The organism is Mycobacterium sp. E2699, from assembly GCF_001666745.1.
In the GTDB taxonomy this organism is placed as follows: Bacteria; Actinomycetota; Actinomycetes; order Mycobacteriales; family Mycobacteriaceae; genus Mycobacterium.
This window is the reverse complement of record NZ_LZJH01000033.1, coordinates 126070-146779: the sequence shown is the minus strand read 5'-3', so window position 1 is coordinate 146779 and position 20710 is coordinate 126070. Positions and strand designations below refer to the sequence as shown.

At 69.4% G+C, this 20710-nt stretch carries 20 protein-coding genes; 12 read left to right on the top strand and 8 right to left on the bottom strand.

The window, feature by feature from the left end; genetic code table 11:
• Positions 1-29 precede the first annotated feature (29 nt).
• The gene (locus A5696_RS03920; protein WP_156738235.1) at positions 30-617 is read left to right on the top strand and encodes a hypothetical protein; all 588 of its coding nucleotides are present in this window, start codon (positions 30-32) and stop codon (positions 615-617) included.
• Positions 618-693: 76 nt separating this feature from the next.
• Here A5696_RS03920 and guaA read toward each other — a convergent pair whose 3' ends face one another.
• Together guaA and A5696_RS03910 are read right to left on the bottom strand one after the other, a co-directional pair.
• Positions 694-2271, bottom strand: coding sequence for a glutamine-hydrolyzing GMP synthase (gene guaA / locus A5696_RS03915; RefSeq protein WP_067873688.1), 1578 nt, complete (start codon positions 2269-2271; stop codon positions 694-696).
• Positions 2272-2303: 32 nt separating this feature from the next.
• Positions 2304-2879, bottom strand: a complete 576-nt coding sequence (locus A5696_RS03910; protein ID WP_067873685.1) for a TetR/AcrR family transcriptional regulator — start codon at positions 2877-2879, stop codon at positions 2304-2306.
• Positions 2880-2950: 71 nt separating this feature from the next.
• On the opposite strand from A5696_RS03910, the gene A5696_RS03905 reads away from it, so the two are divergent.
• A complete protein-coding gene (locus A5696_RS03905) occupies positions 2951-4054 on the top strand; it encodes a cytochrome P450 (protein ID WP_067873682.1) in 1104 nt (367 codons plus the stop codon).
• Positions 4055-4067: 13 nt separating this feature from the next.
• Here A5696_RS03905 and A5696_RS03900 read toward each other — a convergent pair whose 3' ends face one another.
• Genes A5696_RS03900 through A5696_RS03890 form a run of 3 tightly spaced genes read right to left on the bottom strand, consistent with a single transcriptional unit; the run spans position 4068 to position 7689 of the window.
• Positions 4068-4436, bottom strand: a complete 369-nt coding sequence (locus A5696_RS03900; protein WP_067873679.1) for an SRPBCC family protein — start codon at positions 4434-4436, stop codon at positions 4068-4070.
• The gene (locus tag A5696_RS03895) at positions 4433-7264 is read right to left on the bottom strand and encodes an RND family transporter (RefSeq protein ID WP_067873675.1); all 2832 of its coding nucleotides are present in this window, start codon (positions 7262-7264) and stop codon (positions 4433-4435) included. Before A5696_RS03895 ends, A5696_RS03900 begins: the two co-directional genes overlap by 4 nt.
• A complete protein-coding gene (locus tag A5696_RS03890; protein ID WP_231964220.1) occupies positions 7261-7689 on the bottom strand; it encodes an MmpS family transport accessory protein in 429 nt (142 codons plus the stop codon). The genes A5696_RS03895 and A5696_RS03890 overlap by 4 nt, the downstream gene beginning before the upstream one ends.
• Positions 7690-7906: 217 nt before the next feature.
• On the opposite strand from A5696_RS03890, the gene A5696_RS03885 reads away from it, so the two are divergent.
• Genes A5696_RS03885 through A5696_RS03875 form a run of 3 tightly spaced genes read left to right on the top strand, consistent with a single transcriptional unit; the run spans position 7907 to position 10129 of the window.
• A complete protein-coding gene (locus A5696_RS03885) occupies positions 7907-8710 on the top strand; it encodes an SDR family oxidoreductase (RefSeq protein WP_067873669.1) in 804 nt (267 codons plus the stop codon).
• Between the two features lie 3 nt (positions 8711-8713).
• Positions 8714-9550, top strand: a complete 837-nt coding sequence (locus tag A5696_RS03880) for an SDR family oxidoreductase (protein WP_067873666.1) — start codon at positions 8714-8716, stop codon at positions 9548-9550.
• A gap of 12 nt (positions 9551-9562) precedes the next feature.
• A complete protein-coding gene (locus tag A5696_RS03875) occupies positions 9563-10129 on the top strand; it encodes a TetR/AcrR family transcriptional regulator (protein WP_067873663.1) in 567 nt (188 codons plus the stop codon).
• 4 nt (positions 10130-10133) lie between these two features.
• Here A5696_RS03875 and A5696_RS03870 read toward each other — a convergent pair whose 3' ends face one another.
• The gene (locus tag A5696_RS03870) at positions 10134-10778 is read right to left on the bottom strand and encodes a helix-turn-helix domain-containing protein (protein ID WP_067873660.1); all 645 of its coding nucleotides are present in this window, start codon (positions 10776-10778) and stop codon (positions 10134-10136) included.
• Positions 10779-10855: 77 nt separating this feature from the next.
• On the opposite strand from A5696_RS03870, the gene A5696_RS03865 reads away from it, so the two are divergent.
• The 4 genes from A5696_RS03865 to A5696_RS03850 are packed head-to-tail and all read left to right on the top strand — an operon-like array spanning position 10856 to position 14941.
• Positions 10856-12391 (top strand): MFS transporter, encoded by a 1536-nt coding sequence (locus A5696_RS03865; protein WP_067873657.1) that lies wholly within the window; start codon positions 10856-10858, stop codon positions 12389-12391.
• 30 nt (positions 12392-12421) lie between these two features.
• A complete protein-coding gene (locus tag A5696_RS03860; RefSeq protein ID WP_067873654.1) occupies positions 12422-13246 on the top strand; it encodes a class I SAM-dependent methyltransferase in 825 nt (274 codons plus the stop codon).
• The gene (locus A5696_RS03855; RefSeq protein WP_067873651.1) at positions 13243-14043 is read left to right on the top strand and encodes a class I SAM-dependent methyltransferase; all 801 of its coding nucleotides are present in this window, start codon (positions 13243-13245) and stop codon (positions 14041-14043) included. Before A5696_RS03860 ends, A5696_RS03855 begins: the two co-directional genes overlap by 4 nt.
• Positions 14044-14047: 4 nt before the next feature.
• A complete protein-coding gene (locus tag A5696_RS03850) occupies positions 14048-14941 on the top strand; it encodes an alpha/beta fold hydrolase (protein ID WP_067873648.1) in 894 nt (297 codons plus the stop codon).
• Between the two features lie 89 nt (positions 14942-15030).
• On the opposite strand, the gene A5696_RS03845 is transcribed toward A5696_RS03850, so the two are convergent.
• Entirely contained in the window at positions 15031-16152 is a 1122-nt protein-coding gene (locus tag A5696_RS03845; RefSeq protein ID WP_067873645.1) for an NmrA family NAD(P)-binding protein, read from the bottom strand.
• A 107-nt stretch (positions 16153-16259) separates the two neighbouring features.
• Here A5696_RS03845 and A5696_RS03840 point away from each other — a divergent pair, with 107 nt between their 5' ends.
• From A5696_RS03840 to A5696_RS03830, 3 genes are all read left to right on the top strand, one after another.
• On the top strand, positions 16260-16877 hold the full coding sequence (locus A5696_RS03840; RefSeq protein WP_067873643.1) for a TetR/AcrR family transcriptional regulator: 618 nt from the start codon (positions 16260-16262) through the stop codon (positions 16875-16877).
• 85 nt (positions 16878-16962) lie between these two features.
• On the top strand, positions 16963-17730 hold the full coding sequence (locus A5696_RS03835; RefSeq protein WP_156738234.1) for a beta-phosphoglucomutase family hydrolase: 768 nt from the start codon (positions 16963-16965) through the stop codon (positions 17728-17730).
• Complete coding sequence (locus A5696_RS03830) at positions 17727-20093, top strand: glycoside hydrolase family 65 protein (RefSeq protein WP_067873637.1); 2367 nt, start codon at positions 17727-17729, stop codon at positions 20091-20093. Before A5696_RS03835 ends, A5696_RS03830 begins: the two co-directional genes overlap by 4 nt.
• Here the strand turns inward: A5696_RS03830 and A5696_RS03825 are convergent.
• Positions 20087-20701 (bottom strand): TetR/AcrR family transcriptional regulator, encoded by a 615-nt coding sequence (locus A5696_RS03825; protein ID WP_082968899.1) that lies wholly within the window; start codon positions 20699-20701, stop codon positions 20087-20089. The two genes, A5696_RS03830 and A5696_RS03825, sit on opposite strands and share 7 nt — an antisense overlap.
• Between the last annotated feature and the right edge of the window lie 9 nt (positions 20702-20710).

Below are 20710 nucleotides of genomic sequence, written 5' to 3'. Positions count from 1 at the left end.
AACCGTCAAGAAACGTGAGAGGCTGCTTTATGCGGTCGGTGCTGGTGTGGCTGATGGTGCTTTTTTGCTGCACTTTGCCGACGCCCGCCCGGGCCGCGCCCTGCCAACCGGCGGAGCTGTTCGCCACCGAGACCGCCGACCCCCTGTTCGAGGCGCAGGCCACCGTGACGATCGCGCTCAGCGGCGCGGCGGTGACGGGATCGACCCCGCTCGACGGCGTGTACTGGTCCAGCGCGCAGCGACGGAGCATCCCCGAGCGCTCGCGCGAATTCCACCTGTGCAGCGGCTCGTCGCACGCCGCCGCCGACGCGCTGCGCCGCCAGTTCGACCAGGAAGCGGTGCTGACCTTCGACTACCTGCCGCAGCGCGCGCCCGACGAGGACGCGATCCTCATCGCCGTGCCGGACGTCGACATCGCGCGCTTCGGCGCCGCGCTGGCGGCCGATCCGGTCGCCCGCCAGCGCATCCGGGGCGGGTCCGTCACCACCACCGACCACACCCTGATCGTGGTCGCCGGGGACGACGACCTCGACGTCGCCCGCCGGCTCGTCGGCGATGCCGGCGGGAACTGGGAGGCGGCCCAGATTGCCTACGGCAGACTCGAATTCGTCGCGTAACCGCGCGAGTGTGCGGCTGGCCGCACCTTCGGCCTCGAGCGTGCGGCTGGCCGCACACTCGCCGCAGAGAGCCGAGCTACTCCCACTCGATGGTGCCGGGCGGCTTGCTGGTGACGTCCAGCACCACGCGGTTGACCTCGGGCACCTCGTTGGTGATCCGGGTCGAGATGCGCTCCAGCACCTCGTAGGGCACCCGGGTCCAGTCGGCGGTCATGGCGTCCTCGCTGGACACCGGCCGCAGCACGATCGGGTGCCCGTAGGTGCGATTGTCGCCCTGCACGCCGACGGACCGAACGTCGGCCAGCAGCACCACCGGGCACTGCCAGATCTGGTTGTCCAGGCCGGCGGCGGTGAGCTCCTCGCGGGCGATCGAGTCGGCGCGCCGCAACGTGTCCAGCCGCTGCGCGGTGACCTCGCCGACGATCCGGATCCCCAGCCCCGGGCCCGGAAATGGCTGGCGCCCAACGATTTCCTCCGGCAGGCCCAGCTCACGCCCGACGGCGCGCACCTCGTCTTTGAACAGCAGCCGCAGCGGCTCGACGAGCTTGAACTTCAGGTCACCCGGCAGGCCGCCGACGTTGTGGTGGCTCTTGATGTTCGCCGTGCCGCTGCCCCCGCCGGACTCCACCACGTCCGGATACAACGTGCCCTGCACCAGGAAGTCGACCTGAGAATCGGTGTCGCCCACAATGTCTCGCACCGCGCCCTCGAACGCCCGGATGAACTGCCGCCCGATGATCTTGCGCTTGCCCTCGGGGTTGTGCACCCCCGACAGCGCCTGCAGGAAGGTCTCCTCGGCGTCGACGGTGACCAGGTTGGCGCCGGTGGCGGCCACGAAGTCGCGCTGCACCTGATCGCGTTCGCCGGCGCGCAACAAGCCATGGTCGACGAACACACACGTCAGTCTCTCGCCGATGGCGCGCTGCACCAGCGCGGCGGCCACCGCCGAATCGACCCCGCCGGACAGACCGCAGATCGCGTGGCCGTCCCCGATCTGCGCGCGGACCTGCTCGACGAGCGCGTCGGCGATGTTGGCGGGCGTCCACTCCGCACCGAGCCCGGCGAAGTCGTGCAGGAACCGGCTGAGCACCTGCTGCCCGTGCGGGGTGTGCATCACTTCCGGGTGGTACTGCACCCCGGCCAGGCGTCGCCCCCGGTTCTCGAAGGCGGCCACCGCCGCGCCCGCGCTGGAAGCGACCACGTCGAATCCGTCCGGCGCCGCAGTGACGGCGTCGCCGTGGCTCATCCACACCGGCTGGACGTCGGGCAGGCCCGAATGCAGCTCGCCGCCAAGGACTTTCAGCTCCGTGCGGCCGTACTCGCTGGTGCCGGTGTGGGCGACCGTGCCGCCCAGGGCCTGGGCCATGGCCTGAAACCCGTAGCAGATGCCGAACACCGGCACCTCGAGGTCGAACAGCGCAGGGTCCAGTTGCGGGGCACCCTCGGTGTAGACGCTGGCCGGTCCGCCGGAGAGCACGACCGCCACCGGGTTGCGGGCCTTGATCTCGTCGACCGTGGCGGTGTGCGGGATCACCTCGGAAAACACCCGAGCCTCGCGGACGCGTCGGGCGATCAACTGCGCATACTGTGCCCCGAAGTCCACCACCAGCACGGGGCGGGGCGATACCACGTCGGGGTCGGCAGGTTCGGCCACGCCGCAAGTTTAGTGGCTGGCGACGACCGCGCTCACTGCGCGGACGCGGCGGCGATCACCGCGTCGACGATGCTCCGGATTCGGGTGGCGGCTTCGTCGGGGTCGGGCTGGCCGGCGTCGAGCCAGGCGATGACGGCGTCGATCGTGATGGTGGGCAGCAGTCGCGCCGCCCAGCCCCGCCATCGCTGGTCGGCGATGTCCGCGAGGTACCGCCCGGTGATCTCGGCCGAACCCTCGATGAGGGTGTCGATCACGTCGCGGAACTCCGCTTCGCGTGCGGCATGACGGTAGAGCAGCCGGAAGGCGTCCGGATCCGCCGCAGCCGCACGAATGAACGCGGGGATGCTGGCATCGTCGAACTCCTGCCCGCCGGTGGCCTCGCGCAGCCGAGTGTGACCGCTCTCGATCACCTCCCGGTAGAGGTCGGCCTTCGACGCGAAGTGCCGGTACAGGATCACCGGGGTGACACCGGCCTCCGCGGCGATGGCATCGAGCCCCGTCTTGGCGAAGCCCCCGCGGGCGAAGGCGCGCGTGGCGGCCTCGAGGATCTGTTCCCGCCGCTGGGCGCGGGGCAGCCGCCGGGTCGGCTCGGATTGGACGGTCGTCACGCCAACCTCCTCTTGTCTAGAAGACAGTATACAAGTAGCCTTGTATATGCTGCTCTATACAAGAGGCTCCGATGGCATCCATTCAATCGGTACTCACCTCCGTCGGCGACGAGGCCTGGCTGGTCACCGACTACGCCCAGGTGCGACGGCTGCTGGATGACGATCGCCTCGGTCGCTCTCACCGCGAACCCGAAACGGCCGCGCGCACGGGGGAATCCGCGTTGTTCGGCGGCCCCCTGGGCGACTTCGACACCGAGGCGGCCGACCACGCGCGGATGCGGGCGCTGCTGCAGCCCCATTTCTCGCCCAGGCACCTGCGGTCGCTGGAGCCGCGAGTGGAAACGCTCACCACCGGGCTGCTGAACGAACTGGCGGACCAGGGCCCGCCGGCCGACCTGCACGCGCGGCTGGCGCTGCCGCTGCCCATCCTGGTGATCTGCGAGCTGCTCGGGGTGCCCTATTCCGACCGTGACCAGTTCCGCGCGTGGGCGGAGGACGCCGGCAACGTGCGCGATCACGCCCGCTCCGAGCGCGGGCTGGCCGAGCTGTTCGATTACGGTCGCGGGTTGGTCGAGCGCAAGCGCGCGCACCCGGACGACGACGTGATCTCGCGGCTGTGCGCGACCGACGGCGTCTCCGACGAGGAGGCCGCCACCATGTCGATGTTCCTGCTGTTCGCCGGGCACGAGACCACGGTGGTCCAAATCGGGCTCGGAGCAACGCTATTGCTGTCGAACCGCGATCAGTGGCAGGCGCTCGTCGATCACCCTGCGCTGATCCCCAACGCCGTCGAGGAACTGCTGCGAGCGACGGCGTCCGGCGGTGGGGTGGGCGGCATTCCCCGCTACGCGCGAACGGACTTCGACATCGACGGTGTCGCCATCCGCGCCGGCGACCTGGTGCTGCTGGACATCGGAGCGGCCAACCGCGACCCCACGACGTTCGCCGAACCGCAACGCGTCGACGTCGCCCGCAAGCACGCCGCGCACCTCACGTTCGGGCACGGCGCACACTATTGCCTCGGGGCTCCGTTGGCGCGCATCGAGTTGAAAACCGTCTTTGGGCAACTGATCCCGCGATTCCCGTCGATGCGCCTGACGGTCGATCCCGCGGCGTTGCCCACGCGAAGCGACGTGCTCGCCGGCGGGCTCACCGCGCTTCCGGTGTCCTGGTGACGATGGCGAGGCGTTACCCGAGGCCCGGTTCGATCCAGCTCCTGGTGTGGCTCAGGAGGGTGCCGGCGGCCCCGTCGGCCCCGGCGACCAGCCGGAACTCGACCGACATGATGGGCCGGTGCGGGGCGGACTGCACCCAGCACAATCGCCGGCGCGGTTGCAGCGACGTCACGCGGCACAGCGCGCTGTCATCGCGTCCGCCGCGGTGCCGGATCAGGCGGAACGACGTGCCCAATTGCAGTCGTTGGTCGCCGGTGGCGTGTTCGACGGCGTCCCAGGTGTCGTACCACTCCGCGATGGTGGCGACGGTGGTGATCAGGTCCCACACCCGGTCGGGCGGGGCGGCGATGCGTATCGAGTCGGACAGTGTCTGCGGGTTCATGTGGGCACGCCCTCCCGGGCGGTACGAGTCGAGACAGCGTCGGGCCGGCGCGCCCGACGGCCGACGCCCACCCGCCGGGGCCACCAGAACCAGCGTCCGAGGAGGGCGGCGATCGACGGCGTCATCAGCGACCGCACCACCAGCGTGTCGAAGAGCAGTCCGATGCCGACGGTCGTGCCGAACTGACCGATGATCCGTAGGTCGCTGAACACGAAGGACGACATGGTGAACGCGAACACCAGGCCCGCCGAGGTCACCACCGCACCGGTTCCACCCATGGCGCGGATGATGCCGGTCTTGATGCCGGCCCCGATCTCCTCCTTGAACCGGGAGACCAGCAACAGGTTGTAGTCCGACCCCACGGCCAGCAGGATGATCACGGCCATCGCTATCACCAGCCAGTGCAACGGAATACCGAGGATGTCCTGCCACACCAGCACCGACAGCCCGAACGAGGCGCCCAACGACAGCACCACCGTGCCGATGATGACCAGGGCCGCGACGACGCTTCCTGTGATGACCAGCATGATGACGAAGATCAGGCAGGCCGCGGCGATTCCCGCGATCAGCAGGTCGTATTTCGCCGCGCCACTCATGTCCTTGTACGTCGGCGCCGTGCCACCGAGGTAGATCTTGGCTTCCGCCAGGGGAGTTCCCTTGACGGCGTGGCGCGCCGCCCTTTCGATCGCGTCGACGTGCGAAACCCCCTCGGGGGTCGCGGGATCCCGGTCGTGGGTGATGATGAGGCGGGCGGACTTGCCGTCGGGCGAAAGGAACATCGCCAGGCCGCGTTTGAAGTCCGGGTTGTCGAAGACCTCCGGCGGCAGGTAGAAGGAATCGTCGTTCTTGGCCGCGTCGAAGGCCTGCCCCATCGCGGCGACACCCTGCTGCGCGGCGTCCATCTGATCCAGCAGGCCCGCGAACGTGCTGTACATCGTCATCGTCATGGCGCGCATGGTCGTCGTGGCGTCGATGATCGGCGGCAGCAGCGAGATCAGTTGCGGCATCAGGTCATCCAGCCGGTCGGTGTCGTTCACGAGACCGCCGAGGTCGTCGGTGACCTTGTCGACGCCGTCGAGCGCGTCGAACGCCGACCGCAGCGCCCAGCAGACTCCGATGTCGAAGCAGTGCCGCTCCCAGTAAAGGTAGCCGCGCAGCGGCCGGAAGAAGTCGTCGAAATCGGCGATGCGATCGCGTACCTCGTTCGTGTCGGCGACGACCTGCCTCGTCCGGCCCGCGACGTCGTGGGTGGTGCCGGCGAGCCGGTGCATCAGTACGAGCATGCGTTGCATGGTGTCGATGACGCCGGTCATCTGATCGGCGATCGCGCGCATGTCGGCCATGCGGTCGTGCAGGTACTTCATGTTCTCGGTCAGCGTGGTGCCCTGCATGCTGATCTGAAAGGGAATGGAGGTGTGCGCGATCGGGGCGCCCAGCGGCCTGGTGATGGACTGGACGCGAGCGACGCCGTCGGCTTGAAAGACGCCCTTGGCCACCCGGTCCAGGACGAGCATGTCGGCGGGGTTGCGCATGTCGTGGTCGGTCTGCAGCAACATCAGGTCGGGGTTCAACCGCGCGGGTGAGAAGTGCCGGTCGGCGGCGGCGTAGCCGATGTTGGACGGCGTGGTCGGGGGCAGGTAACGGCGGTCGTTGTAGCTAGTCGTGAACGACGGCAGCGCCAGCAGCCCCACGAGCGCGGTCGCGCCGGAGGCGGCGAGAATCGGTGCGGGCCAGCGGACCACGGCGGTGCCCACGCGCCGCCACCCCTGCGTCTTGATCGTCCGTTTGGGGTCGAAGAGGCCGAATCGGCTGCCCACCGTGATGACGGCCGGACCCAGCGTGAGCGCGGCCGCCACCAACGTGAACATCCCGATCGCGCAGGGAGCGCCCAGGGTCTGGAAATAGGGCAGCCTGGTGAAGCTGAGGCACAGCATCGCGCCGGCGATGGTCAGGCCCGACCCGAGGACCACGTGGACGCTGCCGCGAAACATGGTGTAGTAGGCGGCTTCGCGGTCCTCGCCGGCCTGACGGGCCTCCTGATATCGGCCCACGAGGAAGATCGCGTAATCGGTCCCCGCGGCGATGGCGAGAATCGGAAGGATCTGCACGGCGAAGGTCGAGAGCCCGAGGATCCGGTGGTCTCCGAGGACCGCGATCACCCCTTGCACGGCGGGCAATTCGATGAAGACCATCAGCAGTGTCAGCAGCACGGTGACCAGCGAGCGGTACACGATCAGCAGCATCAGCACGATGACCCCGACGGTCACGCCCATCACCTTGCGGGCGCTCTTGTTGCCGAATTCGAGCTCATCGGTGGTCACGGCAGCGGGTCCGGCGACGTAGGCCCTGATCCCGTTGGGCGGCAGGGTGTTTGACACGATCCGCCGGACGGCGTCGACGGACTCGTTGGCCAGCGTCTCGCCCTGGCGGCCGGCGAGGAAGACCTGGACGTAGGCGGCCTTGCCGTCGGGGCTCTGCGAGCCGGCGGCGGTGAGCGGATCGCTCCAGAAGTCCTGGACGTGCTCGACGTGCTTGCGGTCCTGGGCGAGCTTGCCGACCAGGTCGCCGTAGAAGCGGTGCGCCGCGTCGCCCAGCGGCGTCTGGCCCTCGAGAACCACCATCACCGCGCTGTCGGAGTCGAACTCGTTGAACACCCGGCCGATGCGCTTCATGGCCCGCACCGCCGGGGCGTCGTCGGGGCTCATCGACACCGCGTGCGCCTCGCCGACCGCTTCCAGTTGCGGGACAACGATGTTGGTGACCGCGGCCAGCCCCAGCCAGAAGAGCAGGATGGGCACCGAGAGCCGGCGTACCGTGCGCGCGATCACGCGGACTTCACCAGGCAGAAGGTTTGCGGATGAATTCCCGCGACCGTTCGCTGGGCCTTGACGCCGCCGTTCACCGTGATGCGGCAGCCGATGACCGCGTCGTCGCCCTGCGCGACGACGTTGACGCTGACCGCCGGGTCAGTCGTGGCCGCGCTGTACGTCCACGGCAGGGGCACGGCGTCGGCGCGCCGCGGTGCGGCGTCGACGTCGAGATAGTTGATGTCGGCGACGCTTCCGGCCGGCCCGAAGACCTCCATGGTCACGCGCTTGGGATCGAAGGGCTTGATCTCATCGGGTCGCGCGGCGGTCGCCGACGCGGCACCCCGGGCGCCGAAGACCCCGTGCAGCCGGTAGACGGCGAAACCCGCGAGAGCGACCACGAGCACGACCACCAGCGGAATCCACGCGCGTTTGACGACACTCATTCTCGGCCTCGATGTCATCGTGCGGATTAAGTCAGCTGACCAACACAGTAGCTACCCCAACCGTCCCAACGCAATGGCCATTAGCAGCGAATTATTTGGGTATTCAGGTGGTCATCAATCAGCCCTTGCCAGAGAACCTATCGGAATAGTAAGTTGTGCAACTAAGCCACAATCCCGCTCTGGCCCTGCGGAGCGTCTGAGGAGAGGTCCAAACACCATGAGTATCAACGCAGATCGGTTCGGGCCCTGGGCGGTCGTGACGGGGGCGTCGTCGGGCATCGGGCGCGAGTTCGCACACCAGCTCGCCGAAGCGGGCATCAACGTGGTGCTGGTCGGGCGGCGTCAGGCCGCCCTGCAGGACCTCGGCGCGGCGCTGGCCCGGGGGTACGGCGTCGACTGTCGCGCCGTCTGCGTCGACCTGTCCGACCCGGGCATGCTGACGCCAATCACCCAGGCTACCAACGACATCGACGTCGGGTTGCTGGTGTCGAACGCCGGCGAGGCACTGCCCGGGCCCTTTGTGGGCTCCGATCTGCAGGCGCAGCGGGCAATCCTGCGGCTCAACACGGCCGCGCACCTGGGCCTCACGCACCACTTCGGCGAGCGGCTCGCGCGGCGCGGCCGCGGCGGCATCGTGCTGGTCTCCGCGCTGGGAGCAAAACACGGCGTCCCGTACCTGGCCAACACCGCGGCGAGCAAGGCCTATGTGGCCAGCCTCGGCGCCGGCCTGCACGGCGAGCTGGCCAAGCACGGTGTGCATGTCACGGTGCTGCACCCCGGGCCCACCCGCACCCCGGCGATCGCCCAATTGGGCCTGCACCCCGACAAATTGCCGATGCCGCCCATGGCCCCGGACGCTTGCGCGCGTGAGGCGCTGCGCGCACTGGAGCGCAATCGAACCCACTGCATCCCGGGCCGGCTCAACCGGGTGACGACCGCGCTCGTCCCGGCCGCCGTCACCCGCTCGATGATGTCGCGCATGTTGGCACGGCCCACCCGCGCCACGACGACCACCGCGTAGTCCATGGACAACCCGATCTGCCTCATCACCGGCGCCACCGACGGCATCGGCAAGGTCACCGCGACCGCGCTGGCCCGCAAGGGCCACACCGTCGTGCTGGCCGCGCGCAACGAGGCCAAGGCCGCGACCGTCACATCGGAAATCGTGGCGTCCACCGGCAACCGCGACGTCGGCTACCTCACCGCCGACCTGCGGTCGCTCGCGCAGGTGCACCGGCTGGCCCAGGAGTTCGCGGCGCGCTACCCGCGGCTGGACGTGCTGGTCAACAACGCCGGCGTCGTCATGCCGCAGCGCGCGCTGACCGAGGACGGCTACGAGACGACGTTCCAGGTCAACTACCTCGCGCAGTTCTACCTCACCCAATTGCTGCTCGACGCACTGGAAAAGAGCCCACAGGGCAGGGTCGTCAACCTCAGCTCGAGCGTCTACCGCGCCGGTAAATTCGAACCCGAGAACCTGCAAAGCGAGCGCCGGTTCTCCACCATCGGCGCCTACGCCGCGTCCAAACTGTGCGTGCTGCTCTTCACCGTCGAGCTGGCGCAGCGGCTGGCGCCGACGCGCGTCACCGCGAACGCCGTACACCCCGGGATCGTCAGGACGCCGATGATGCGCGGGGCTGAAGGTGTCTTCCGGGCGATCTCCTATGCGGCGCTGCCCTTTTCGCGGTCCCCGGACAGAGGCGCCGCGACGTCGGTGTTCCTCGCCGACTCACCCGAAGCGGCCCAGCTCTCCGGGCAGTACTTCGCGAACCGCAGGGCGAAGAAGGTCAGGACCGCGCACAACACGCCGGAGAACCGGGACCTGCTGTGGAACCTGAGCATGGAAGCGTGCCGTCTATAGTCCGTGAGTGATATGGCTGACTCAACCGGTAAGCGAGAGCGACTGATCGCGGCCGCGTGCGACCTGTTCTACCGCCAGGGCATCGCGGGCACCACACTCGCGCACATCGCGGAGGCCGCCGAGGTGCCGCTGGGCAACGTGTACTACTACTTCAAGACCAAAGACGACATCGTGGCCGCCGTCGTCGAGGCGCGCACCGAGGAGATCCGCTCCGCCACCGCCGCGCTGCAGCGCCGGCACGGCAGCCCCAAGGCCCGGCTCAGGGCACTCGTGGGGATGCTGGCGGAGTCGCGCGACACCATCGCCGACCACGGCTGCCCGTTGGGAACGCTGTGCACCGAGCTGGCGAACCAGCCGGGCCAGTCGCCCGCGCTCACCGCGCCGATCATGCAAACCCTGCTGGACTGGACCGAGCAGCAATTCCAAGCCATGGGCCGCCGCGACGCCCGTGACCTGGCGCTCGAACTCGTCATCGCCTACGAGGGCAGCGCGGTGCTGACCAACGCCCTGGCGCGGCCCGAGGTCATGGCGCATCAGGCACGCCGGCTCGAAAAGTGGATCAGCGCAATGCAGGCGTGAGGCACTACAGCGCGAAGGCCCGGCGCACCGCGTCGACGGCCGCGGGGTCGCCGTCGAAGGTGATGTGCCGCAGCCCCGCCTTGCGCTTGGCCTCGGTTGCCCCGAGGCGGGCGGCGACCAGATCGGCCGCGCTGGCGGTCACGGTCACCGCAGGCTCGCCACGCGCGCCGGCGAGCCTGCCCTGTGTGACCGCGAATTCGAAACGGCGGCCGTCTATCTCGATGCGGATCGTGGCCTCCAGGCCAGCCGCGCCGGCCGAATCGAAGCCGAGCAGGAATCCGGCCAGGAAACCGTTCAAGGGCGTTCCCGGGCCGTCCTCGATCGGGTCCATCCGGTCCAGCCCGAACCACGCGACGCTCCGCAACACCGGCAGCACCCGCTGCCAGCCCAGGTCGCTGAGCGTGTACACGGTACGCCCGATCGGGGCGGGCAGGTCGATCCGGTCGACGATCCCCGCCTCTTGTAATTCCTTTAGCCGCTCGGCCAGCAGATTGGTCGCGATGCCGGGCAGCGCGTCGCGCAGGTCGCCGTAGCGGCGGGCGCCCCCGACCAGCTCGCGCAGGATCAGCAGCGTCCACCGCTCGCCGAGGACGTCGAGGCCACGCGCGATCGGGCAGTTCTGGTTGTAGTTCCTGCGGGACGCCACCATGCCAGTCTACCTGCGCATAGACGTCTTTTTCAACTCTTTACTTGATTTATTTGTCTATCAGCTTTAGCGTCTTGTCCATGCCCACCGAACCGATATTCCGGAATCGCCCGATCGCCGCGCTCGGCGTCATCTGCCTCGGCGTCTTCGTCATCAGCGTCGACGCCACCATCGTCAACGTCGCGCTGCCCACCCTGTCGCGCGAACTCGACGCCGACACCGCCCAGCTGCAATGGATCGTCGACGCCTACACCCTGGTGATGTCGGGGCTGCTGCTGTCGGCCGGCAGCCTGTCCGACCGCTTCGGCAGGCGCGGTTCGCTGAGCCTGGGCCTGGCCCTGTTCGCCCTGACCTCCGGCGTTGCGGCGCAGGTTAATTCGGCCGACGCGCTGATCGCGGCCCGCGCCGCCATGGGCGTGGGCGCGGCGGTGATCTTCCCAACCACGCTGGGGCTGATCACCAACATCTTCACCGACCCGGCGCCGCGCGCGAAGGCGATCGGGCTGTGGGCGGCGATGGTGGGCGTCGGAGTGGCCGTGGGACCGATCAGCGGCGGCTGGCTGCTCGAACACTTCTGGTGGGGCTCGATTTTCATGGTGAACATCCCCATCGCGGTGCTGGCCATCGCCGGCGGTGTCCTGTTCGTCCCGACCTCGCGCGACCCGGCGGCGCCGCGCGTCGACATTCCCGGCCTGATCCTGTCCGCGGCCGGGATCACGACGCTGGTCTACACGGTCATCGAGGCACCCACCTGGGGATGGACCAACGGGCGGACGGCGGCCGGATTCGCCCTCGCGGCAATCGTTCTCGCCGCGTTCGCGGCATGGGAGCGGCGCAGCACCCACCCGATGCTGGACGTCTCGGTGTTCTTCAACCGCCGATTCTCCGGCGGCAGCCTGGCGGTGACCGCCGGCTTCCTCACGCTGTTCGGCTTCATCTTCGTCATCACCCAGTACTTCCAATTCATCAAGGACTACACGGCCTTTCAGGCCGGCGTGCGGTTGCTGCCGGTCGCCGGCTCGATCGCGGTGGCCAGCATCGTGGGGCCCCGACTGGTGGAACGGGTCGGCACCACCGCCGTCGTCGCCACCGGCCTGACCGTGTTCGCCGCCGGCCTGGCGTGGGCATCCACGGCGAACGCCGCCACGCCCTACAGCCAGATCGCCGTACAGATGCTGCTGCTCGGCGGCGGCCTCGGCCTGACCGTCTCGCCGGCCACCGAGGCGATCATGGGATCGCTGTCCACCGACAAGGCCGGCATCGGCTCGGCCGTCAACGACACGACGCGCGAACTGGGCGGCACCCTCGGCGTGGCCATCGCCGGCAGCATCTTCGCGTCGGTGTACTCGGGACATCTCGGGTCGAACGCGTTGACCGGCCTGCCCGCCGAGGCCATGCGGCACTCGATGGCCGCGGCGCACACCGTGATCCGACGCCTGCCCGCCTCGCAGGCCGGCCACGTCCGCGCCGTCGTCGACCGCGCCTTCCTCGACGGCCTGCAGGTGAGCTCGCTGGTGTGCGCGGGCATCGCGCTGGGCGCCGCGATCGTCGTGGCGTGGCTGTTGCCGGCGCGCGAGCGGGAAGCGGCGCCGTCCCCCGCACTGGCCGAGGCCTAGCCCCCCACCACAGAGAAAGGCAGGAAACTGATGAGTACAACCGATAGCACGTATGTCCTCGGCCACGCCGACGTGGAGGTGCAGCGGCTCCTCCTGCAAGGACGGGTGTACGACGACTACACCGAGCACGCGCTGCGGCTCGCCGGCCTGCTTCCGGGCATGCGGGTGCTCGATATCGGCAGCGGTCCCGGCGATGTGTCATTCGTCGCCGCGCGGCTGGTCGGCGCAGGCGGAAGCGTGCTCGGCGTCGACGCCGCGCCCGCGATGGTCGAGCTGGCCCGCGCCCGCGCTGCCGAAAAGGGCCTGGCGGCAGTGCGTTTCACCCACGGCACAATCGACGCGATCACCCTGGACGAACCCGTGGACGCCGTCATCGGCCGGCTGATCCTGATGCACCTGCCCGACCCGGCCGCCACGCTGCGGCACCTCAGCTCGTTTGTGCGCCCCGGCGGCATCATCGCGTTCTCGGAGATCGACGTCACCGCCGCGCGCTGCGTCCCGGACCTGCCGCTGTTCGACCGGGTGATAGCGGGTATCGCCCGCGCCTTCGGGGCCATGGGGCTCAGCGCGCGGTTCGGCGCCGCGCTGCACACCATCTTCGCCGACGCCGGCCTGGGCGTGCCGCGGTTGACGCAGGGCACGCCGACCGGCACCGCCGCCGACGCCGACTTACTGGCCTACGCCGCGGAGGTCTGGCGGCTGGTCTCCCCCATCGCGGAACAAGGGGGCTTCGCCATCGACGAGGTCGCCGACATCGACGATTTCGTGCCACGCTTCCGGGAAGAGGCGCTGGCCGCCGACGCCCTCATCACGATGCCCCCGATCATCACCGCATGGACGAAAGTGCAGAAATGAACGACACCATCGAAGCCCAGTACTCGACCGGCCTGTCGCGCAACAACATCGAGCGGGCGCTGCGTTCCGCCGGCAAGGACCTCGAGAGCCTCGCGCCCGCCGATCTGGGCCTGCTCGAGGACTTCCACACGATGGGCCGCTTCGCCACCGCCGAGTTGGTGGGTCTGGCGCGCATCACCGCCGACAGCGAAGTGCTCGACGCCGGTAGCGGAGTCGGCGGCACGGCCCGCTACGTCGCCGACCACTACGGGTCCCGAGTCACCGCGGTGGACCTCACCGACGAATACTGCGCCACCAACCGCTGGCTCAACGGGCTGGTCGGGCTCGCCGAGCGGATAACGGTTCGCCAGGCCGACGTCACCCAACTCCCCTTCGCCGCCGCCACCTTCGACGTCGTCCTCAGCCAGCACGTGCAGATGAACGTGCCCGACAAGGCGCGGCTGTACTCCGAGGCGCACCGGGTGCTCAAGGACGGCGGGCGGCTTGCCCTGTGGGACATCACGATCGGCGACGGCGAACTCGCGTATCCCCTCCCCTGGGCCGACCACCCCGCGCGCAGCCACCTGGTCACCCCCGGCGAGTTGCGCGCCGTCGTCGAATCCGCCGGGTTCACCGTCGTGGCGTGGAACGATCTCACCGACCAGGCCGCCGCGCTCATGCAGGCCCTGCTGGCCCAGCCCGCCAATCCGCTGGGCCTGCACGCCTTCGTCACCGACTTTGCGCGCAAGGCCGAAAACCTCACCCAGGCCCTGGCCGACGGGCGCGTCCACGCCATCCAGGCCGTCAGCGAAGCGTGATGCCATGCGACGCAACGAGATTGCGGACCAGGACTACACGCTGACCTGGAGCCGCGGTCGCGGCGAGGTCAAGTTCATGCCGCGGTCCGACGGCTCCCGGTTGCGCTACTTCACGGCGGGAACCGGCCCGCCGCTGGTCCTGCTGCACACCGTCCGCACCCAGCTGGACTACTTCCAGCGCGTCGTGCCCGCGCTGTGGGACGACTTCACCGTGTACGCCGTGGACCTGCCCGGCATGGGGTGGTCCGACGTCGTGCCGGGCGCCCGCTACGGCGAGGCCGAACTGCGCCGCGCCGTCGTCGAATTCGTCAGGGCGCTGGATCTCCGCGACGTCACTTTGGCCGGCGAATCGATGGGCGGCGCGCTGGCGTTGCTCGCCTCGATCGAGCTGACGGACCGGGTGAGCAACGTGATCGCGTTCAATCCCTACGACTACCCGGGCGGCCTGGAACGCGGCAACTGGCTGGCCCGCGTGATCGGCACCGGCGTCCGGCTACCCGGATCGGGACCAATCTTCGCCCGACTGGAGAACCGCCTCATCCTCGAAGGCGTGCTGGCCGGCGGCTTCGCCGACCACCACGCGCTGCCCATGGACTTCCTCACCGAGCTGCGGCGAAGCGGCCGGCGGCCCGGCTACCCCAGGGTGAATCGGGCCATCATGCGCAGCCTGTCCGATCTCATCGAGGCGAAAGGCCGCTACGCGCAGGTGAATACGCTGGCCACGCTGATCTACAGCGAGCGGGATTGGTCGCGTCCGGCGGATCGGGACCAGGTCGCCCGCCTCCTCGGTGTCCGGGCCGTCACGGTGCCCGGCATCGGGCACTTTTCGGCCCTCGAGCGGCCCACCGAAATGGTCCGCATCATCCGGCAGAGCACCGGAAGACCCGCCATTTCATAAGGTGTGCGGGTGGAGCGAGCTGACCGCCGCGCACCGAGCGGACGCTCCACTGGGTCGTCAACTCGGTGCGCGACGTGCGCCACCAACTGCTATGCATCCAGCGCCAGGTTCTCGATCAGGCCGAACCGGTAGCGGGCCGGGTCACCGGACGGGGCGTGCTCGCCGAGCCAGACGGCCGACTCGCCGGAATAGTGGGGCCGGGCGGGCCGGGGATGCTGCTGGCGGCGGTCGAAGCGGTCGAGCCGGGGCGTGGGCACCAGCCCGGTCAGCATGAGATTGCCGACCTCCCGCAGCATCCTGCCCGCGGTGCGCCGGGTGTCGGCCGCGTTGACGTAGCGGCGGGCGATGGTGAGAAAGTCTTCCGGCTCGACCCCCGCGACGTCACGCACATCGGTTGTGGGGCCGCCCACCTCCCAGGTGCCCAGGCCGGTCTCCGGCAGGTAATGGCGCAAACCGGACTCGAAGAACATGTCCACGCCGAGCCGCTTGGCGCTCACGCGCACCGCTCGCAGGAACATCCACGGCGGGATCTCCATGAGCCGGACGCGCCGGCCGAGCGCCTCGCCGACCGCGTCGGCGATGTCACTGCCGGACAAGAGCTTTGGCCCGGTCGGTCGGTAGGCTCGTCCGTCATGACGGTGCGGGTCGAGCAATGCGCCCACCGCGACCCGGGCGATGTCCTCGTTGGACGGGGGCGCGTTGAGTCGGCCCCCCGTCGCCGGCATCGGCAGCACCCCGAGTTGGGCCGCAACCGGCAGGACCTGGAAATAGTTGTCCGCGAAGAAGCCGGGATCGACCGCGATGTGAGCGGTGTCCGGCAGTAGCGCAAACAGCTTGTCGGACAACCATTGTTGGCGTGTCATCAGCGACGGATGCTCGGGACTGGCCAGCCACTGACCCAGCGCGACCACCGCCTCGACGCCGGCGCTGCGCGCGGCCACGGCAAAGCTGACCGCACTGTCGAGCGCATGCGGGTGGTACGGGGGGTTGAAGAACAGTCGATCCACGCCGTCGACCGCGGCCCGAACCTGTTGAATGTCAAGCATATCCGCCACGACGACCTCGGCGCCCAGGGCGCGCAACCGGACGCTGCGGCCGTCGTCGCGATGCACCAAAGCCCTGGTGGCCACGCCCCGTTCCAGCAATTGGGTCACCACCGCGCCGCCAACCTTTCCCGTGGCGCCGGTGACCAGCACGCGTGCGTTCGTCATTGGAGTTCCCCTTTCGATCTTCGATATGTGACCAGTGGTTACATTAGTAGTATGCGACGGAGATGTGACCGTTGTCAACATTCCGGCGAGCGTGAGATCCTGAGGGCATGGGTTCCGACGACGCCGCGCCCCCCGGCAAGCAGGGCTACCACCACGGGGCGTTGCGGTCGGCCCTGGTCGAGGCGAGCATCGCCCTGGCCCGCGAGGGCGGCCCCGATCGGGTGGTCCTGCGCGAGGCGGCCCGAGCTGCCGGGGTGTCGCATTCGGCCGCCTACCGCCACTTCGCCGACCGCGAGGCGCTGCTGGCCGAGGTGTCGCGCTTCGCGCGCAACGAACTCGCCGAGCAGATGCGCCGCAGGGTCAACCGCAGCACCGACCCGCGCAAGAGGCTGCGCGCGGTCGGCACCGCCTACATCGACTTCGCGATCGCGGAGCCGGGGCTGTTTCGCACCGCGTTCACCTCGCATCCCGCGACGTCCGCCGAGCCGACCGACGCCACCGCCGACCCCTTCGGGGTCCTCGGCCAGGTGCTCGATGAAGCCCAGACCGCCGGCCTGCTGGACGCCCGCCGCAGGCAGGGGGCCGAGGTCGCCGCCTGGTCCGCCGTGCACGGCCTGGCCGGCCTGCTCCTTGACGGACCGCTGCCCGCGAGCCCTGCCGCCATCAGATCGTCGCGGGCCCGGGTGCTGGACCTCATCGAGCGCGGTCTGCTGAACGACACCTGAGTCTGCAGCGCAACGGGCGGCGATCCCTGGCGGCAGGCATCTTGGCGTGGTGGAGTGGGTATCGCACCAAGTAATCGCCCGCTAGCTGAGAGTGAGGTCCGCAGTGAGCCCAACGCTGGGTCTGCCGGAGAAGGTGCGTGCCTGCCTGTTCGACCTCGACGGTGTGCTCACCGACACCGCGAGCGTGCACACCAAGGCGTGGAAGGCCATGTTCGACGCCTACCTGTCCGAACGGGCCGAGCGGACCGGGGAGAAGTTCGTCCCGTTCGACCCGGCCGCCGACTACCGCGAATACGTCGACGGCAAGAAGCGCGAAGACGGGGTCCGGTCGTTTCTGGACAGCCGCGGAATCGAGCTGCCCGACGGCGACCCGGACGACGCCGGCGACAAGGAAACGATCTACGGCCTGGGCAACCGCAAGAACGAGATGTTCCAGAAGGTGCTGCACGACGACGGCGTCGAGGTCTTCGACGGGTCGCGGCGCTACCTGGAGGCGGTCTCGGCCGCGGGCCTGGGCATCGCCGTGGTGTCCTCGAGCGCCAACACCCGCGACGTCCTCGAGATCACCGGCCTGGACCGGTTCGTCCAGCAGCGGGTGGACGGCGTCACGCTGCGCGAGGAACACATCGCCGGCAAGCCGGCACCCGACTCCTACCTGCGCGGGGCGGAGCTGCTCGGCGTCAGCGCCGACGCCGCGGCCGTCTTCGAGGACGCACTGTCGGGCGTGCAGGCCGGCCGCGCCGGTAACTTCGGCTACGTGGTGGGCGTCGACCGGGTGGGCCAGGCCGAGGACCTGCGCCGCAACGGCGCCGACGTCGTCGTCACCGATCTGGCCGAGCTGCTGAACCCATGATCACCGAGGAAGAATTTCCCGTCGAACCGTGGCAGGTCCGCGAGACGCGGCTCGACCTGAACCTGCTGGCCCAATCGGAATCGCTGTTCGCCTTGTCCAACGGGCACATCGGGCTGCGCGGCAACCTGGACGAGGGTGAACCGCACGGCCTGCCGGGCACCTACCTGAACTCCTTCTACGAGATCCGGCCGCTGCCGTACGCCGAGGCCGGTTACGGCTACCCCGAGGCCGGCCAGACGATCGTCGACGTCACCAACGGCAAGATCATCCGGCTGCTCGTCGAGGACGAGCCGTTCGACGTCCGCTACGGCGAGTTGCTCTCCCACGAGCGGGTGCTCGACCTGCGCGCCGGGACACTGACCCGTCGCGCGGACTGGCGCTCGCCCAACGGCAAGCAGGTCAGGGTCGTGTCCACCCGCCTGGTCTCCCTGGCCCAGCGCGGCGTCGCGGCCATCGAGTACGTCGTCGAGGCGGTCGAGGAATTCGTGCGCGTGACCGTGCAATCCGAACTGGTCACCAACGAGGACCAGCCGGAGACCTCCGACGACCCGCGGGTGTCGGCGATCCTCGAGCGCCCGCTCGAGGCCGTCGACCACGAAAACACCGAGACCGGAGCGCTTCTCATGCACCGGACCCGGGCCAGTGCCCTGATGATGTCCGCGGCGATGGATCACGAGATCGACGTGCCCGGGCGCGTCGAGTTCAGCACCGACGCCCGCCCGGACCTGGCCCGCACCACCGTGATCTGCGGGCTTCGGGCCGGCCAGAAGCTGCGCATCGTCAAGTACCTGGCGTACGGCTGGTCGAGCATGCGCTCCCGACCTGCCCTGCGCGACCAGGCCGCCGCGGCCATCCACAGCGCCCGCTACACCGGCTGGCAGGGATTGCTGGAAGCGCAGCGGTCCTACCTCGACGACTTCTGGGAGAACGCGGACGTCGAGGTCGAAGGCGACCCCGAATCCCAGCAGGCCGTCCGGTTCGGGATGTTCCACCTGCTGCAGGCCAGCGCCCGCGCCGAACGCCGCGCCATCGCCGCCAAGGGGCTCACCGGAACCGGCTACGACGGCCACGCCTTCTGGGACACCGAGGCCTACGTGCTGCCGGTGCTCACCTACACCGCGCCGCACGCCGCCGCCGACGCGCTGCGCTGGCGGGCGTCGACGCTGGAACTGGCCAAGGAGCGGGCGGCCGAACTCGGCCTGGACGGGGCCAGCTTCCCGTGGCGAACGATCCGCGGGCAGGAGTGCTCGGCGTACTGGCCGGCCGGCACGGCGGCCTGGCACATCAACGCCGACGTCGCGATGGCCTTCGAGCGCTACCGCGTCGTCACCGGAGACCACGATCTGGAGCGGGACTGCGGCCTGAAGGTACTGGTCGAGACCGCCCGGCTGTGGATCTCGCTGGGACACCACGACCGGCACGGCGTCTGGCACCTCGACGGGGTCACCGGACCCGACGAGTACACGGCGATCGTCCGCGACAACGTCTTCACGAACCTGATGGCGGCGCACAACCTGGTGACCGCGGCCGACGCGTGCAACCGCCACCCCGAGCAGGCGGCGGCGCTGGACGTCACCACCGAGGAGGCGGCCTCCTGGCGCGACGCGGCCGACGCGGTCAACATCCCCTACGACGCCGAACTGGGGGTCCACCAGCAGTGCGAGGGGTTCACCACCTTCGCCGAATGGGATTTCCAGAAGAACACCACCTATCCCCTGTTGCTGCACGAGGCCTACGTGCGGCTCTATCCGGCCCAGGTGATCAAACAGGCCGACCTCGTGCTGGCGATGCAGTGGCAGAGCCACGCCTTCACGCCGGAACAGAAGGCCCGCAACGTCGACTACTACGAACGGCGCACGGTGCGCGACTCGTCGCTGTCGGCCTGCACGCAGGCCGTGATGTGCGCCGAGGTCGGGCATTTGGAGCTGGCCCACGACTACGCCTACGAGGCGGCGCTGATCGACCTGCGCGACCTGCACCACAACACCCGCGACGGATTGCACATGGCCTCGCTGGCCGGGGCCTGGATGACACTGGTGGCGGGGTTCGGCGGCCTGCGCGATGACGAGGGCATTCTGTCACTGGATCCTCAACTGCCCGAAGGCATTTCGCGCCTCCGGTTCCGCCTGCGCTGGCGCGAGTTCCGGCTGACCGTCGACGTCAACCACTCCGAGGTCACCTACGCGGTGGACGACGGGCCCGATCACGAGCTCACCCTCCGGCACTCCGGCGAACAACTGACGCTGAAGACCGATTCGCCGACGACCGTCGCCGTGCGCGTCCGCAAGCCGCTGCTGCCGGTGCCGCAGCAACCGCCGGGTCGCGAGCCGATGCACCGGCGCGCCCTGGCCCGCACTCAATGAGGTTCGACGATCCGGCCCATCTCGGCGACGACCGCCTGCCGTAGGTCGGCCTCCGTCAGGTCCTCGATGCCGACCGCCGAACGCAGGAACGGCGCGAATAGCCGCCAACCGAACTGCAGCGCAAAGGCATTCGCGACCGCCAGGCGCGCGCTGAGGTCGCCCTCGGGGCCGGGGCCGTGGTGGGGACGAATGTCGTCGTACAGCTGCGAGGCGCCCGGAAACCGGGACTGCAACTTGCCCGCGGGGTAGCCGTCGAGCAGCGTGCGTGCCATCACCCGCAGGTGCCGGTCCAACGCTCGCTCCGCCTCCTCGGGGGTCGGGTCGCTCTGCAGCAACGCCGTCGTGGTCGCGCCGAGATGATCGAGCACCGCGCCGACGAGCTTGTCCTTGGTGCCGAAGTGGCGAAACACCAACCCGTGGTTGACCTTTGACCGGGCGCCGATGTCGCGGATCGACGTCGCGGCCGGGCCCCGCTCGGCGAACAGGTCGGTGGCGGCCTCCAAAATGGCGGCGCCCACCTGTTCCCGGCCGGTCGGCGCTCCCTGCCCGGTGGGGGTTCCCTGCCCGGCGGAATTTGTCCCAACGGCCCTTGCCGAACGCGTAGTCATATGACTACA